We start from the raw sequence: 15324 nt of genomic DNA, 5'->3' as shown, positions 1-15324 counted from the left end.
TTATTCTCCCGCCTTGTCGTCGTCAGTCAGCGCCTGGCTGGCGATCTTGCCAAGAAGTGGCTCGTTGTTCAGCAACTGCGCGATACGCTTTTCGGCGTCTACGCGGCCATCCATGAAGCCCAGCAATTCCTCGAGCTGACGACGCATCTTGAGGATCTCGGCCAGTTGCGGAACCTGCTCGGCGATCTTGTCGGGGGCGAAATCGCCCATTTTGGTGAAGGTGAGATCGAGCGCCAGTTCCTCGTCGCGCTCTTGGCCTTCGGCCTGCGGCAGCGTGTTCTTCACCCGCGCTTTGACGCGGGGTCCGAGCGCCTCCATGAACTTGGGGAAGCGGTTCGCGTCGGTCTCGACGAAGGAGCGGTCCAGAACCGACTTTGACGCTTCCTTGGTTTGCGAAGCACCGGAAAGGTCGGCCATCACGCCCATGACAAACGGCAGTTCGATCGTCGTCGGGCTGCCGTAGGTTTCCACGTCATAGGCGATCTGCACCCGTGGCGCGCGATTTCGTTCGATGACCTTGGCTTTGCTTTCGGCTGGCATGTGTCTTACCTTTCATCTTTCTGTGCCGTCTTCTTGACATCGGGAACGCCGGCAAGAAGCCGAAATTCCTTCAGTCCCGACGGGGCGAGATCTTCCATCAGTTCAACGAAATCCATATGCACCATTCGGCGCACGCGCCGCGCCAGGTGCGGGATCGGGCTGGACGGTTCGGTGCTGTCATAGAAGGCGACGACGAGATCGAGGCATTTGACGACATCGTCGCGCGAGGAGATCCGGTCGGGCAGGCCGCTGTCGCCGGATTCTGCGTAGCTTGCCACGCTTGCCATCGTATCGGCTCCATCGCCGTTGCGAACACGTGCTGCCGGTTCTGCTGGCGTCGCGACCGGCTTTGCGAGGCCGTTCGCGGCAGTGGCACCGGTCGCGTTTCGTTCGAGGGTCGTCAGCAGACGCTGCAGAAACCGCTTTAACTCGGGAAGCGTGGCGCCAGCGCCTTCGAGGCGGGAGTTAAAGGCGGCTTCGACGCTCTCGAGAGCGGCGATCGCGGCGCGGGCGTCGGCTATGAGCAACGTCATTTCTGGCCCGGCCTGATCAATCAGCGCCGCGCATGCGCTGCGCACCCGGTTCACCAGTTGGCTGTGCTCGCTTGCCAGCTTCGCCTTCTCGGCCGCATTCAGTCCCGAAGCAGCCTCCTGCAGCATGACCCGCTCGTCAAGCGAACCCTTCTCCAGATCCGCGCCCAGGATCGGCCCAATGGCGCGCGGCGCAAAGAATGTCATTTTCCGCAAATCTTTGAGTAGACCGTCCTGGCCGTTCTGAAGGTCGGTAAGCGCATTGATGCGGCGCAAGGCTGCTTCGCGCGGCGTGGCACCGGACCGCAGGGCCGGATGCATGGTCGTCCAATGCTGATCGACAGTTTGCGCGATGAGGGTCAGGCCGGCAGCCAGGCCGGCCAACCGATGCTCGTTGGCCAGTCCACGCGTAACAATGACGAGAAGGCGCAGGTCACGGCCGTGAGACCGCAGCTCTTCAGCCCTGGTAAGCACGGTAGGCCAGTCTATCGGAACGTCGACTTCAGTGTTTTTGCTGCCTTGGAACTCGACTTTCTTCTGCTGTTCCGTCAGTCGCTCCAGCTCATGAAAGGCCGGGTCGTTGCGCAAATCCTCCCCTGACGGATTTTCACCGTCGAGCGGAGTAAGCCAAAGTGCGACATCAATCACACAGACCCCCAGCGACCGGCCCTCAACGGCACCTGACCCAAGGTTACCACACTGATGTGCCGTACGCCAATTAAAGCCGCTGCTTAAAAGCTAACGAAAGCTGACCACCGCGTGTTCGCTATGGGATGGCTTGGCGAGACTGCCGAACCCAATCGGCAAAATACACCACACGGATGCGCGAATTCTTCTGCCGCCAGTGGTTCGGGCTTCCAAAGGCTGACGGCCCCGCGAACGGCCTTGGCGACGCCGTCCATCGGGCGCTTTGTCAAGCGACGGCTTATGTGGCAGGTTGTCGACTGGCAGATTGCAGGAGCAGGTTCGATGGAACAGCGCCGGTCGTCACAGAGCTTCAAGCGTAAGGAACTGGTCGGCAAGCTCAATCCTGTCGGCGTGCGCGCCTTCAAGGCAGCCGCGGACACCGCCAAGCTGCGCGGCAACCCTTACGTCGAACTCGTCCACTTCATCGAGCAACTGGTGCTTTCCGATCGCTCGGACGTGCAAATGATCATCGCCGATGCGGGAGTGGATGCCAGCCGGCTCACGGCCGATATGACCCGCGCCGTGGACAAGCTGCCATACGGCGCCACATCGATCGAGGAATTTTCCGACCACATCTTTCATGCCATCCAGGAGGCCTGGAACTTGGCGACGCTTGAGTTCAGCGTCGAGGAAGTCCGCAGCGCGCATATTCTGCTCGCTTGCCTGAAGACCCCGGTCCTAGAAGGCCTGCTGTCGAAGATCAGCGGCGCATTCGACGAGATCGACGCCGACGCGGTGATCGCGCGGTTCGCCGATGTCATGGAGGGCTCACTCGAAGCTGGCACCTCGACCACGGTCTCCGCAACGGAGATGCCACGGCGGGCTCCGGGTGGGGATTCGGCGCTGGCGAAATACGCCACCGACCTGACCCAGCGCGCCCGCGACGGCAAGATCGATCCCGTCGTCGGCCGCGACCCCGAGATCAGGCAGATCGTTGATGTGCTGATGCGGCGGCGGCAGAACAACCCGATCCTGACGGGCGAAGCCGGGGTAGGCAAGACCGCGGTCGTCGAGGGCTTCGCCTTGCGCATTGCCCAGGGCGATGTACCGCCGATGCTACAGGGCGTCAGCGTGCGCATGCTCGATGTCGGTTTGATGCAGGCCGGGGCAAGCGTGAAGGGCGAGTTCGAAAAACGGCTTAAGGCTGTAATCGACGAGGTGCAGTCGTCCGAAACACCGGTTATCCTTTTTATCGATGAAGCTCACACCTTGATCGGCGCAGGCGGCCCTGCTGGAACCGGCGACGCGGCCAATCTCCTGAAGCCGGCGCTGGCACGCGGTGAACTGCGTACCGTCGCGGCAACGACCTGGGCTGAATACAAGCAGCACATAGAAAAAGACCCGGCGCTGACCCGTCGGTTTCAGGTGGTAAAGATCGACGAGCCTTCCGAAGCTGTGGCCGTTCTCATGTTGCGCGGGGTGGCCGGAGTTCTCGAGCAGCACCACCAGGTGCAGATACTGGATGAGGCGATCGAGGCGGCAGTGGGCCTGTCACACCGCTATATCCCGGCGCGGCAACTACCCGACAAGGCGGTAAGCCTTCTCGACACCGCTTGCGCCCGGGTCGCAATCTCGCAGCATGCCACGCCGGCCGAGCTCGAGGATATCATACGGCGTCGCCAGGCGCTGGAGGTCGAGCGCGGCATCATCGATCGTGAGGCGGCGATCGGGATCGAGGTGACCGAACGGCAGGCACGGGTCGACACCGGACTTGCCGAAACAGGGGTCGCGCTGGCTGCCGCGCAACAACGTTGGGACCGCGAAAGAGTTTTAGTTGCCGAGATACTCGAATTGCGTGCCCGGCTGCGCGGCGACGGTATGCCGCTCGATGCGATGGAAACGCCAGCGGATGCCAACGCCTCTGAGTCTGAGTTGCCTGAGATCCAAACGCCCAAGGACAAGGCATCCGATCCCAAAGTGAAAACGGCTGTTGCCGATGGACTTCCACCTGATCCGGTCGCCGATCTTACCCGGTTGCGCGAACGCATGGCTGAACTGGCCGAGGCGCAAGGCGAGGCGCCGCTGATCCTGCCCTCGGTTGATCGAAATGCCGTGGCCGCGGTGGTCCAGGACTGGACCGGCATCCCCACGGGGCGCATGCTGTCGAGCCAGACCGAAAAAGCCCTCCGGCTCGCGGCCACTCTGTGCGAGCGCGTGGTTGGCCAAGAGCATGCCATGGAGATGATCGCCAAGCGTGTGCAGACCAGCCGCGCCGGGCTCGGCGCGCCGGAAAAGCCGGTGGGGGTGTTCCTGCTTTGTGGCCCCTCCGGCGTCGGCAAGACCGAAACCGCGCTGGCCTTGGCGGAGACGCTTTATGGTGGCGAACAGAACCTGATCTCGATCAACATGTCGGAGTTTCAGGAGGCGCATACTGTCTCGACTTTAAAGGGAGCGCCCCCCGGCTATGTCGGCTACGGCAAGGGTGGCATCCTGACAGAGGCGGTTCGGCGCAAACCCTATTCGGTGATCCTGCTCGACGAGGTCGAGAAGGCGCATCCGGACGTCCACGAAATCTTCTTCCAGGTTTTCGACAAGGGCATGATGGACGACAGCGAAGGGCGGCGCATCGATTTCAAGAACACATTGATCCTGCTCACCTCGAACGTCGGCTCCGAAGTCATCATGGACCGGACGAGGAACGGCACGGTTCGGACCGGCCTCGAAGATCTGGATACGGCCTTGCGCCGGCCGTTGCTGAAGGTTTTTCCGGCGGCGTTTCTTGGACGGGTGGTAACCATTCCTTACTACCCGCTGTCGGATTCGATGATCGAGGCGATCACCCGTCATCAGTTCGCCAGGATCGCTCGCCGGCTGCGTGCAACCAGTGGCGCGGAACTGGTGATCGGCGACGGCGTCATCGATCTGGTCAGGGCACGCTGCACGGAAATCGAATCCGGCGGGCGGATGATCGATGCCATCCTAACCAACACGCTTCTGCCGGAATTAAGCCGCGGCGTGCTCAACCGGTCGCTTGACGGTGAAAAGATGACGAAGGTGACCGTTGGAACCTCCGACGGGGGCTTTACTTATTTCTTCGAGTAATTTGGGCGGATGGTACCGGCGCATCAAACGGCTTTGCATCCGCGCGGTGGATTGAAGGATGTCTTCCACGGCATGGCGCAAAGAGCGCGGCGAGGCTTTTGTCCGCGCTTGCCTGCAAAAGGCAACCAAGCACGCAAAGGAGTTCCTTTGGGCTGCTAGACCGCTCGCCGTCGCTTGCCGTCATAGTCCCCGGGTGTGCTCATTCTGGCCCCTGGATTATACTGAACGTGAATATGCGGAAACATAGGCCCTTGATCGTTCACCAGGACTAAATACTTGGCCTTGCCAAGTTCAGAGTTAAGTTCCTGCTGCAAAAAGTATCCTAAAAGGATTGACAACATACCGGTCCCGCGATCCGCCAGCTTTTTCGTCCTAATATCAACCGCATTGCCGGAATGATGCAGGGACCAGCGGGAATGATTATACCACTCTTTTCCAGCAGTAAGCTCAAGCTCAAGCCGCCTCGGCGCATGTTGTCTGAAAACGCGTCGAATTATCGGAATGGCCTCCTGCATTTGCGGGCTGAGGCCGCTTTCAATCGTTCTCTCCCTCATCGCAATCTCCATGAAAAGAAAGCGTCATTCCCTTACCACAACCATCACACGTACGCCTCATCCATGAATATCGTAGGGCCGAGATGGAGCTTTTTGTGAGTGCAAACGTGACGCCTCAGATCGTATGCAGCCGGTGCACCATGCCATGTTGCCGTCGTCGCCCATTTTGGCGAGCGGTTCTCTGTCATGCATCGTGGCGGGATTGTCGAGTTCGGCCCACTACCCGATCATTACTGACCCCCACTCAAACGCCGCCGAAAATACGTCAATCTGCGACGCAACATACTGAAAACAAAAGTAAAAAAATTCCATAGATAATCAGCGACAATCGGCACGCAGATAGCTACTTCGTCGGCAGGTAGTCGTGCCGAAACCACGTCCCAATTCGCCAAGCGCCCGATGGGCTTACGGCAATTGGGGATTGCTGGTGGATTGCGGTAATTCGTTTGGTCGTGCTGGAATTTGATACGAGTGTCATTCCAAGTACCTGGCGACCATCGGCCACGCCGCAAGTTGGCGGCTATCTGCAGCCAGCTTTAAAAGCCAATGACCATCCACGGATCGGTGTCGTATCCGAGGCGCGGCTTTTCCGGGGTTGCTCCATCCGGCATTTTGGCCGTGCCAGTCAAACCGCAGTCCAGATCTCTCACCTGCTTCTTGGTCGAATGCTTCGTAGAGCACAGGGCCGCAGCATCACCGACCACCACTTTCTTTTCCTTGGCAATGGTGCCACCAGTCGCAGCGATCATGATAGCCGCGCAAAATATAGCAACTCTCATCGTACTCCCCCACGGTTGCGCATCCTCAAGATGCCGGACATTACGTTACGTCATTTTTATATTAGCACAAGCGTATATTTAATCCTCACGCCCGCCTCCTGCCAATGGCCTCGAGGCGGGCTGCTCTTCCATTTCGCGATGGCCTTCACGCCAAGCTCGTCCGCTGGATCATCGCCACGAGCGATGCCGACAACGTGATGACCGTCGGCGGCGAGCCGCGCCGAGAGCGCGCGGCCGATGCCCTTGCTGGCGCCGGTGACGAGAGATGTTCGCTTTGTCATGATGTTTCTGCCTGTAGTGAAAGAAGGGCGGTCAGGCGCACCCAGATCCAGGATCTGCGCGGGCACAGGGCGACTCCGCCGGAACCTATGGAGGTCGTCTCGACCGGCAGGAGTGCGTGGCGCTGCGCCGGACTCCTGCTCGGCCTATCGTCGTGTCAGGCGGCCCTGCTTGCGGCGCCATTCTTCGAATAGGTGGGGAAGTCCGTGTACCCCACCTCGCCATTGCGGGTGTAATAGACGGACCGGTCCGCTACGGCCAATGGCCAGCCGCTCCGAAGACGCTCGACGAGATCCGGGTTCGCGATATACGGCCTGCCGAAGGCAATCAGGTCCACCAGCCCGGTATCGAGCGCTGCCTGGGCGCGCTCGACGTCATTGAAGCCGCCGCACCAGATGAACGCGCCGGGGAACGACGCTCGCGCCTTGGCGAGCATGTCGTGGTCGAGATGGCGCGCCTCGAACGTGGCCGATTCCATGTTGCCGTCGGGCAGCAGTTCGTAGAGCAGATGGACATAGGCCACGCCACGGCGCCCGAGCTGCTCGACGATGTACAGGAACGTCTCCTCGACGAGCGGATCAGCGGGCATTGAACCATATTTGCCGAACGGTGAGAGGCGAACCCCCACGCGTCCCGCGCCGAATTCCGCCACGACCGCGTCGACGACTTCCATCAGGAAGCGCGCACGATCTTCCATGCTGCCGCCGCCGTAGCGGTCGGTGCGGGTGTTGAGCACCGAGTTCATGAACTGCTCGATCAGATAGCCGTTGGCGGCATGGATCTCGATGCCGTCAAACCCGACCTCCCGCGCATTGGCGGCGGCTTTGGCGAAGGTTCCCACCATGGCCGTCACTTCCTCGGTGCTGAGCGGCCTCGGCGTCTCTGCCGCCATGAAGCGCAACCGGCCGTCCGGGCCATGGGCGAACACCTCTGAGCCGACGGCCTGTTCCGCGGTCACGCCCACTGGCGCCTGGCCGTTCGGCAGAAGCGAGGAATGCGCCAGTCGGCCGACATGCCACAGCTGCATGAAGATGGTGCCGTCCTGACGATGAACCTCTTCGGTCACCGGGCGCCAGGCCTGCTTCTGGGCTTCGGAGTGAATCCCGGGAATGCGCGCGTAGCCGTGGCTGGATTGATCCACGTCGTTGACTTCGGAGATGATCAGGCCGGCGCTGGCGCGCTGACCGTAATATTTGACGGTCAGTTCGTTCGGGAGGTCGCCATCTGTCGGAAGGGCGCCCTCGGAGGTGCGGGTGCGCGTCATTGGCGGCATGACGATGCGGCTCGTGAGGTGGACGGGACCTAGATCGAAGGAATCGAATAGAGAGGGCATGGGGCGGCTCCTGTGGAGAATTAAAGCTCCGAAAGATATAAAGGGATACTCCTCAGCAGATTAGTGCCGGCCTGGTGGACTCACTAATGCATCTGAAGCTACAATAGGCGGATGAACTCGCGTTTCGATGGCATCGCCGAATTCGTCGCAGTGGTTCGGCTCGGTAGTTTCACGGCGGTTGCCGCGGAAATGGGCATGGCCAAGTCCGCGATCGGCCGGGCGGTGTCACGTCTGGAGGCGCGCTTGGGCTCCAAGCTGCTCCACCGGACGACCCGCCGCCTGACCTTGACGCCTGCCGGAGAGGCCTGGCCGGAGCACTGCGTCGCGGCACTCGACGAACTTGAGCGTGGCGAGAGCGCCCTCGCGCTCGCGCGGGACACGCCTGGCGGCGAAGTCCGCATCGATCTCCCGACGGCGTTCGGTCGACTGCACGTCATGCCCGTACTGTTAGGGGTTGCGAAACGCTATCCGGCGCTGAACCTCAATGTCAGCTTCACCGACCGGCGGGTCGACCTGATCGGCGAAAACATCGACCTCGCCGTGCGTATCGGCAATCTTGAGGATTCGACCGACCTCGTCGCGCGACAGATTGGGGTCCAGCAGACGGTGATAGTCGGAGCACCTGGCTATCTCGCACGGCGGGGCGTTCCGCGATCCTGGAGCGATCTTGCCGGACACGATTGCATCGTCGGACGACGGCAAGGCAACCGCATCGCCTGGCTGATGAAGCAACCCGACGGCTCGACAGCGCGGCAGGCCGTCCCCGTCAAGCATGAACTACAGGATTTCGAGACGGTGCTGATGGCCGCTAAGGGAGGACACGGTCTGACGCAACTTCCGTCATGGATGGTGGAAGGCGATCTTCAAGAAGGAACCCTTCAGATTGTCCTGGATGGCCTGTCAGGCGGCGAACTGCCGATCAGCGTCCTGTGGCCGCAGACAAAGGCGCTGCCGGCGAAGATTCGCGTTACCATAGACGGCCTCGTTCAGTGGTCGCTTGTTTCAACGAGTGTCGCTGCCTAGCAACGTCTTACTTGGAGCAGTCTCAATCGGCTGTCCGCCGTCGATCCGCCTAATCGCCTCGAAGAGCCGATCACAGGATTTTGCCAGGTTCTTGCCCGGCGTGGTGGCGACCCCGAGCAAGAGGCCGGATTCGGCGGTGGCGGGCGACGCATACCACGCGGAGAGCGGTGCGGGCGACATGCCGAAGGCCGAAACCTCGCGCGCCACGGCAATGTCCGATATTTCCCTCGGCAGCTTCAGCAGCACGGCCAGGCCCGGCGTTGCGATCTGGTCGGCATTCACATTAGCCTGCAGCTGCTCGAGCAACGCCGCGCGCCTTGCCACATAGGCGCGCTTCGTGCGACGAAGATGGCGAATATAGTGGCCCTCCCGCATGAATTCCGCGGTCGCGAGCTGCACAGCCGGTCCCGGGGCCGGCGCCAGGCAGGCTGTGACCTCTGCGAAGCCACAAACGAGGTCGGCGGGCACTATCACGAAGCCCAACCGAAGGGTCGGGCTGATCGTCTTGCTGAAGGACCCGATGTGAATGACGCGCCCATCGCGGTCGAGCGACGCTAGCGCCGGCGCGGCCCTGCCGCTCAGCTGAAGCTCGCTCAGATAATCGTCTTCGATCACCCAGGCCTGGTTCGAGGCTGCCCATTCGAGCAGCCGCAGGCGCCGCTCGAGCGACAAGGTCGAGCCGAGCGGCGCATGTTGGCCCGGTGTGACCAGGGCAAGCTTCGCGGTCGGATGCTGGCACAGTGCGTCATCGAGATCGATGCCGTTGCAATCGACCGGGACCGGAGCGAGAGACAAACCGGCGAGTTCGAGCCCCTTTCGGGTCCATGGGAAACTGGGCTCCTCGATCAAGGCGGTCTCCCCCGCCAGCTTCAGAACGGATAGCGCCAGGCCGAGCCCCGCACCGAAACCTCCAGTGATGATGACCTGCGACGGCAGACAGGTGATGCCGCGCGCTACGGCGAGGTAGCCAGCGATTTCCCGCCTCAACTCAAGTTCGCCGCGAGGATCGGGGTAGAGGGCGGCGGCAGCGGCTTCGGCGCGGATGGCGTGCGCGCGTATCCGCGCGAACAAGGTGGCGGGGAAGATATCGCTTGCGGGGATGCCCATCTGGAAGATCCGGGGACCCTGCGTCATCTCCTGATAAATCCGCATGAAGGAGCCTTCATCCGGCACCGGCTCGGATTTCGCGACGGTGCGGGGGCGCTGTGCGACGCGCGTTCCCTCAGCTGGCGTTGCCTCGACCAACTGGGCGGCCGCGAGCTTCTCATAGGCGGTCCGGACGGTGCCGCGCGCGACACCCAGCTGCGCCGCCAAGTCCTGCCATGAGGGCAACCGTGCGCCTGGTTCCAGAACGCCTTCCTCGATTGCGACGGCCACGCCCTTGCGAATTTGCTCCGCAAGGGAAGTCTTGGCGGCGCGATTCAGATCCAGGTTCAGCGGCTTGCTCATGAAGTATCAGTACACGATTTTTTTGCATTCTTGGTGCTTTTTTCTGGCCCGATTCGCCGGCATCTATCCGTGCAAGGAGATGCAAATGCGAATTCGTGTCATTTTCGCCGCCGCCTGCGCCGCGATTGCCATCGTCGGGCCGGCCTGGGCGCGCGACGACCAATCGGAGACGGTCACGCCGAAGTTCGAGCAGGTGATCCCCAACATCCCCGGCAAATCGATGGTCGTCGTCGAAGTCGACTATGCGCCGGGCGCCGCTTCGCAGCCGCACCGGCATGCCAGGTCCGCCTTTATCTTCGCCTATGTCGTCTCGGGCGAGATCGAGTCCAAGGTGAACGATGGCGAGACCCGCATCTACAAAGCGGGCGAGAGTTGGTCGGAGCTGCCCAACGCAACCCATTCGGTCAGCCGCAACGCCAGCAAGACCAGGCCAGCGAAGCTGCTTGCGGTCTTCGTCGTCGATTCCGACGACAAGGCCCTCACTACTCCCCTCAATTAAACGGATCGGAACGATGGCCAAGAGGCTCGACTACAAGCAGATCGCCCCGAGCGGCGCCAAGGCGCTCGGCACCGTCTACGGCTATGTTCTCCAGAGCGGCTTGCCTGCCGAACTGATCGAGCTCGTCTATCTGCGGGTCTCCCAGATCAACAACTGCGCCTATTGCCTTGACATGCACACGCGTGACCTCGTCAAGAAGGGCGTGAAGATCGAGAAGATCGCGCTGGTGCAAGCCTGGCAGGAAGGCGGCAGCCTGTTCAGCGAGAGAGAGCGCGCCGCGCTTCGCTGGGCCGAGAGCGTGACCAATGTTGCACAGACCGGGGTTCCGGACGCCGCCTATGAAGCCGTGCGTGCCGTCTTCGATGAAAAGCAGCTCGTCGACCTGACGATCGCGATCAGCCTGATGAACAGCTACAACCGAATGGCCATCAGCTTTCGGAATACGCCCCAGGCCGTTCTCGAGAATTGATGGAGCAGAATAATGAATGGTAACGTGATTTCCAGGATCAAGATCCCGGACAGCAAATTGGCGCGCGAGGCATCGCAATGGACCGTGAGGGCCATTTCTGATCACCAGATTGGCGCTTGGCGCATCGTCTCGGGCACGACCGGTTCGAATTCTCCGATAGATCTCCGTGCCTGACATATCGCCGCGTCCGGCTGCCATGCAGCTGTATTTTCGGCGATTGCTTGCCTGTGGTCGATCACTCGGCATGGGGTTCATCGATATCTCTATTCCCACAATGAATTTGCGAGCGAAGGAAAGAGAACGAAAATAAACGAAACAAAACGGATATGGGGAGGCGCATGGACGCGCAGACTAATCCAGAAAGCAGGCAGTGGATCCAGGCGATCCGTGCCGACAGTCTTTCCGTCGACGATGCGACGCGCATCGAGCACCAGGGGGTATGTATCGCCATTTTTAATCTTGCCGGCAAGTTCTACGCCACTTCAGGCATTTGCACGCACGCCCACGCCTTCCTTTCGGAAGGCTATATAGACGGCCAGACGGTGGAGTGTCCTTTGCATCAGGGACTGTTCCACATCCCCACCGGCACACCGCTTTCACCGCCCGTCACCGAGCGGCTGAAGACCTACGAAACCAAGGTGTCGGACGGCTACGTCCACATCCTGGTGGAAGGAGGAGTGACTTGAACTTGTCGGGACATATCCCGGGCTGAAACCAAAATATGGGAGGAGACCTAAAATGCTGAAATTATCACGTCGCCATCTGCTGAAGACAGCCGCGGCGCTTTCCGTTCTCGCTGCTGCACCGCTGACGACAGTTCCGGCCTTCGCCGAAGACTCCGTCCACGCCGTTCTCAATGGCCTGATCAAGAAATACTCCGACGAAGCCAAGGCGGGCATATCGAATGCCGACGTCAGTGCGCTGTTCGAAAAGGACGGTTTCCGGGACTATCTCGACGTCTATCCGGTCGGGGACCTCGCCGGCGGATTCGTCTGGAAGCCGGGCATGGGCGCCAGCTTCGTCGGCCCTTACAGCAAGCTGCAGATCAAGGCGCCTTTCACGGATTATCTGCCGCTGCCTGAAGGTCCGGTGCTGGACGCCAGCAAGAAATATCGCATCGGCCTCGTCTTCCATGGCTTCAACCATCCCTGGCTGATCAGCCTCGCCGACACCGCCGCCTGGGAAGCCAAGCGCCATCCGAATATCGAACTGGAGGTGATCGACGCCGAGTTCGACGACAACAAGATGGGTCAGGTGATCGATACGTGGATCGCCAAGCAATATGATGGCATCGTGCTGTGGCCGAACCGTGAAGCGCCGATGGGCCCGCCCGTGGACCGTGCCATCGCCGCGGGCATTCCGGTCGTCAGCCTCGACCGCCGCACCTCGTCCGAGCAGATCAGCTCTGAGGTTCTGGGCAACTTCTATGCAAACGGTCTCCAGCAGGGCCTTTACCTCAAGCATGCTGCTCCGGACGGCAATATCATATTCAATCGCAAGGATCTCGGCAGCACCGCGGACTCGATCCGTACCGGTGCTTTCCTCGAAGCGATCGGCAACACGGCCGGCTACAAGGTGCTGGCCAACTACCACACCAACAGCCAGCGCACGCTGGCGTTCAAATCGACAGCGGATGCCCTCCAGGCCTTTAAGGACATCTCGGTGTCGTTCAACACCGGCGGCGAGGAGGCCATGGGTGCGCTCGACGCGATCCGCGAAGCCAACCGGCTGAACAGCGCGCCGGGCGGCAAGAAGATCATGATACTCGCCAACGACGACGCCCGCGAGGTGTTGAAGGAGATCAAGGCCGGCAATATCGACATGGTATCGCCCTACACGCCCTTGATCGGCGACATCGGCATCCGCGCCGTCGTCATGCACATCGGCGCCAAGGCGAGCCTCAACGAAGCGCCGCCCAAGCTTATCATGACGCCGAACCTGCCGATGATCACCAAGGAAAAGATGAACATCGAAGGTATCGAGACGCTGACGCCCGACGAATGGCCCTATGCATATGGCCCGGAGGTCTCGGGCTGATATCCGCTCCCAGGACGACCGCCGGCCCTCTCGCGGGAGGGGCGGCGGTTGCTGATCCAAGGCAGGCGAGTGCGTCATGACGATGAATACTCTTGAGACAAAAGTGGTCGAGCCCGCGTTGTCGGCACGGCCTTCCGATGCTTGTCGGCATCTGAGCATCGGAGCGATAAGCCGGGTGGCGGTGCTGGCAGCTCTCGTCATCCTCGGGCAGGTGATCGCGCCGTCCTTTCTTTCCCTTGCCAATATCCACGTGATCCTGCTGGCTGTGGCCGCGATCGGCATCATGGCCTATGGCATGACGCTGGTCGTCATTACCGGCGAGATCGACCTTTCCGTCGCCGGCGCGGCCATCCTCTCTTGTGTCGTGGGAGGGCTGCTGATTCCGACCGGATCGGCGGTGCTGGTCATCGGCGCTACGCTTCTCACCGGGCTGGTCGTCGGCTTGATGAACGGCGTGCTTGTCGCCGTCTTGGGCATTCCGTCGCTGATCGCTACGCTTGGCATGCTGGGGATAAGTCGCGCGCTCGCCAACATAGCGTCCGGCGGGCAGGCGCTCTATCCCGAAGCCATTAGTGCTTACCTCTGGTTTGGCCGTGGCAATATCGCCGGCATTCCGGTCCCGGTCGTGCTGCTTGTCGTTCTCGGCGTCGCCGCGATCGCGCTGACCAAGTATTCGATCTTCGGTCGCGAACTCTACGCCACCGGCGGGAACGTCAGGGCCGCCGCGCTGTCAGGCATCAATGTCGTAGGCGTACGCACCACTGTCTTCATTATCTCGGGCGCCTGTGCCGCGCTCGCCGGCATGCTGGAGAGCGCACGGCTGTCCTACATCAATCCTGCCGGGCTTGAAGGCATGGAGCTTTCGGTGCTGGCGGTGACGGTATTGGGCGGCGCGGCACTCGCCGGCGGTTCAGGTTCCATCGCGGGCACTTTGGTTGCCGCCCTCATCATCGGTATCGTCAACAACCTCCTCAACCAGTTTGGCGTCAGCATATACCTGCAGCAGGTGGTAACCGCGGCGGTCATCCTGGCGGTGGTCTTGCCCGGCATGCGGCAGCGGGGGATCGCGAAATGAGTGCCATTGAACTGTCCGGTCCGTCGTCGTCCCGTGCAGCCCCATTTCCGCAGGGTCTGCTCCGCGACCCGATCGTTTGGTTGATCGCTGTTATCTTCCTGGTCGGCGCGCTGACCTCCGAATACTATTTGACCGCGCTGAATCTCGAAAACCTGATGCGCAACGTGGCCGTCATCGGACTGCTGTCGCTCGGAATGACGGTGGTGCTGCTCACCGGCCGCATCGACCTCTCCGTGGCGGCGCTGATGATCTTTTCGATCATTGTCGGCGTGGTCGTGATGGCGGAGATCGGGCCGATGCTGGGCAGCCGCTGGTTGGTGCGCGGCAACACCTATGCGGGGCCGATCGTGCCGGTGATTCTGATCGCGCTTGCGACTGGCATCATCGCCGGCGCTATCAACGGCGTCGGCGTTGCCTACTTGAAGGTTACGTCCTTCATCATGACGCTGGTCTCGTTGACCGCGCTGCGCGGCTTCAACTACGTGCTCACCAACGGCCATCCCTATTACCTCAAGGCGCCATTCTATGGCTGGATCGGCGACAGCAAGATCCTCGGTATGCCGGTGAGCTTCCTGATCTTCCTTGCGGTGCTCTTGGCGCTCATCGCCTTCGTCAACGGAACTGTGCGCGGCGCTCGCCTCTACGCCATCGGCGGCAACGAGAAAGCGGCACTCTATGCCGGCATCAAGACGGATTGCTACGTACTGCTGGCCTACGTCATCAGCGGGCTCTGCGCCGCCATTGCCGGCGTCGTCTTTACGGCGCGGCTGAAGTCGGTCGACGCACCGCTTGCGGCAGGCTACGAACTGACGGCCATCGCCATCGCCGTCATCGGTGGAACAGCGCTTTCAGGGGGCGTCGGGTCGCCATGGCGCACGTTGCTCGGCAGCGTTGCCTTTGCCGCCGGCTTGAACCTGCTGGCGATCTGGGGCGTCGGCACCTGGTATCAGAACCTCGCGGTCGGCATCGCACTCATCGCATCGGTCGGCCTGTCGAAGATGAGCCGCAAGAAGACACATCCATAATGG

General features: G+C 61.4%; 14 protein-coding genes and 1 pseudogene. 8 read left to right on the top strand and 7 right to left on the bottom strand.

The window, feature by feature from the left end; all coding sequences use genetic code 11:
* The gene (gene tssB / locus FJ979_RS11855; RefSeq protein WP_140498287.1) at positions 1–540 is read right to left on the bottom strand and encodes a type VI secretion system contractile sheath small subunit; all 540 of its coding nucleotides are present in this window, start codon (positions 538–540) and stop codon (positions 1–3) included.
* 5 nt (positions 541–545) lie between these two features.
* Complete coding sequence (gene tssA, locus FJ979_RS11850) at positions 546–1718, bottom strand: type VI secretion system protein TssA (RefSeq protein ID WP_140557377.1); 1173 nt, start codon at positions 1716–1718, stop codon at positions 546–548.
* A gap of 321 nt (positions 1719–2039) precedes the next feature.
* Here tssA and tssH point away from each other — a divergent pair, with 321 nt between their 5' ends.
* Entirely contained in the window at positions 2040–4799 is a 2760-nt protein-coding gene (gene tssH, locus FJ979_RS11845) for a type VI secretion system ATPase TssH (RefSeq protein ID WP_140581094.1), read from the top strand.
* A 155-nt stretch (positions 4800–4954) separates the two neighbouring features.
* On the opposite strand, the gene FJ979_RS11840 is transcribed toward tssH, so the two are convergent.
* The 4 genes and pseudogenes from FJ979_RS11840 to FJ979_RS11825 all read right to left on the bottom strand — a co-directional run bounded on the left by FJ979_RS11840 (position 4955) and on the right by FJ979_RS11825 (position 7744).
* The gene (locus FJ979_RS11840; RefSeq protein ID WP_140498284.1) at positions 4955–5353 is read right to left on the bottom strand and encodes a hypothetical protein; all 399 of its coding nucleotides are present in this window, start codon (positions 5351–5353) and stop codon (positions 4955–4957) included.
* Positions 5354–5889: 536 nt separating this feature from the next.
* Positions 5890–6102, bottom strand: a complete 213-nt coding sequence (locus FJ979_RS11835) for a hypothetical protein (RefSeq protein ID WP_181168590.1) — start codon at positions 6100–6102, stop codon at positions 5890–5892.
* A gap of 194 nt (positions 6103–6296) precedes the next feature.
* Positions 6297–6413 (bottom strand): annotated as a pseudogene (locus FJ979_RS11830) (SDR family NAD(P)-dependent oxidoreductase); the annotation flags it as partial.
* 155 nt (positions 6414–6568) lie between these two features.
* Entirely contained in the window at positions 6569–7744 is a 1176-nt protein-coding gene (locus tag FJ979_RS11825; RefSeq protein WP_140581091.1) for an alkene reductase, read from the bottom strand.
* Positions 7745–7855: 111 nt separating this feature from the next.
* Here FJ979_RS11825 and FJ979_RS11820 point away from each other — a divergent pair, with 111 nt between their 5' ends.
* Positions 7856–8767, top strand: a complete 912-nt coding sequence (locus FJ979_RS11820; protein ID WP_140581088.1) for a LysR family transcriptional regulator — start codon at positions 7856–7858, stop codon at positions 8765–8767.
* On the opposite strand, the gene FJ979_RS11815 is transcribed toward FJ979_RS11820, so the two are convergent.
* The gene (locus tag FJ979_RS11815; protein WP_140581086.1) at positions 8747–10216 is read right to left on the bottom strand and encodes a PLP-dependent aminotransferase family protein; all 1470 of its coding nucleotides are present in this window, start codon (positions 10214–10216) and stop codon (positions 8747–8749) included. The genes FJ979_RS11820 and FJ979_RS11815 overlap by 21 nt on opposite strands.
* Positions 10217–10301: 85 nt before the next feature.
* Here FJ979_RS11815 and FJ979_RS11810 point away from each other — a divergent pair, with 85 nt between their 5' ends.
* The 6 genes from FJ979_RS11810 (at position 10302) to FJ979_RS11785 (ending at position 15321) form a co-directional block, all read left to right on the top strand.
* Complete coding sequence (locus tag FJ979_RS11810; protein WP_140581083.1) at positions 10302–10715, top strand: cupin domain-containing protein; 414 nt, start codon at positions 10302–10304, stop codon at positions 10713–10715.
* 13 nt (positions 10716–10728) lie between these two features.
* Positions 10729–11184, top strand: a complete 456-nt coding sequence (locus tag FJ979_RS11805; protein ID WP_140581080.1) for a carboxymuconolactone decarboxylase family protein — start codon at positions 10729–10731, stop codon at positions 11182–11184.
* Positions 11185–11522: 338 nt separating this feature from the next.
* On the top strand, positions 11523–11870 hold the full coding sequence (locus tag FJ979_RS11800) for a non-heme iron oxygenase ferredoxin subunit (RefSeq protein ID WP_181165314.1): 348 nt from the start codon (positions 11523–11525) through the stop codon (positions 11868–11870).
* A 52-nt stretch (positions 11871–11922) separates the two neighbouring features.
* Entirely contained in the window at positions 11923–13221 is a 1299-nt protein-coding gene (locus tag FJ979_RS11795) for a sugar ABC transporter substrate-binding protein (RefSeq protein WP_140581075.1), read from the top strand.
* Between the two features lie 76 nt (positions 13222–13297).
* A complete protein-coding gene (locus tag FJ979_RS11790) occupies positions 13298–14296 on the top strand; it encodes an ABC transporter permease (RefSeq protein ID WP_140581072.1) in 999 nt (332 codons plus the stop codon).
* Positions 14293–15321 (top strand): ABC transporter permease, encoded by a 1029-nt coding sequence (locus FJ979_RS11785; RefSeq protein ID WP_140581069.1) that lies wholly within the window; start codon positions 14293–14295, stop codon positions 15319–15321. Before FJ979_RS11790 ends, FJ979_RS11785 begins: the two co-directional genes overlap by 4 nt.
* The last annotated feature ends 3 nt before the right edge of the window (positions 15322–15324 follow it).

This window comes from Mesorhizobium sp. B1-1-6 (assembly GCF_006443035.1).
Taxonomy (GTDB): Bacteria; Pseudomonadota; Alphaproteobacteria; order Rhizobiales; family Rhizobiaceae; genus Mesorhizobium.
This window is presented reverse-complemented; position numbering and strand designations above follow the sequence as displayed.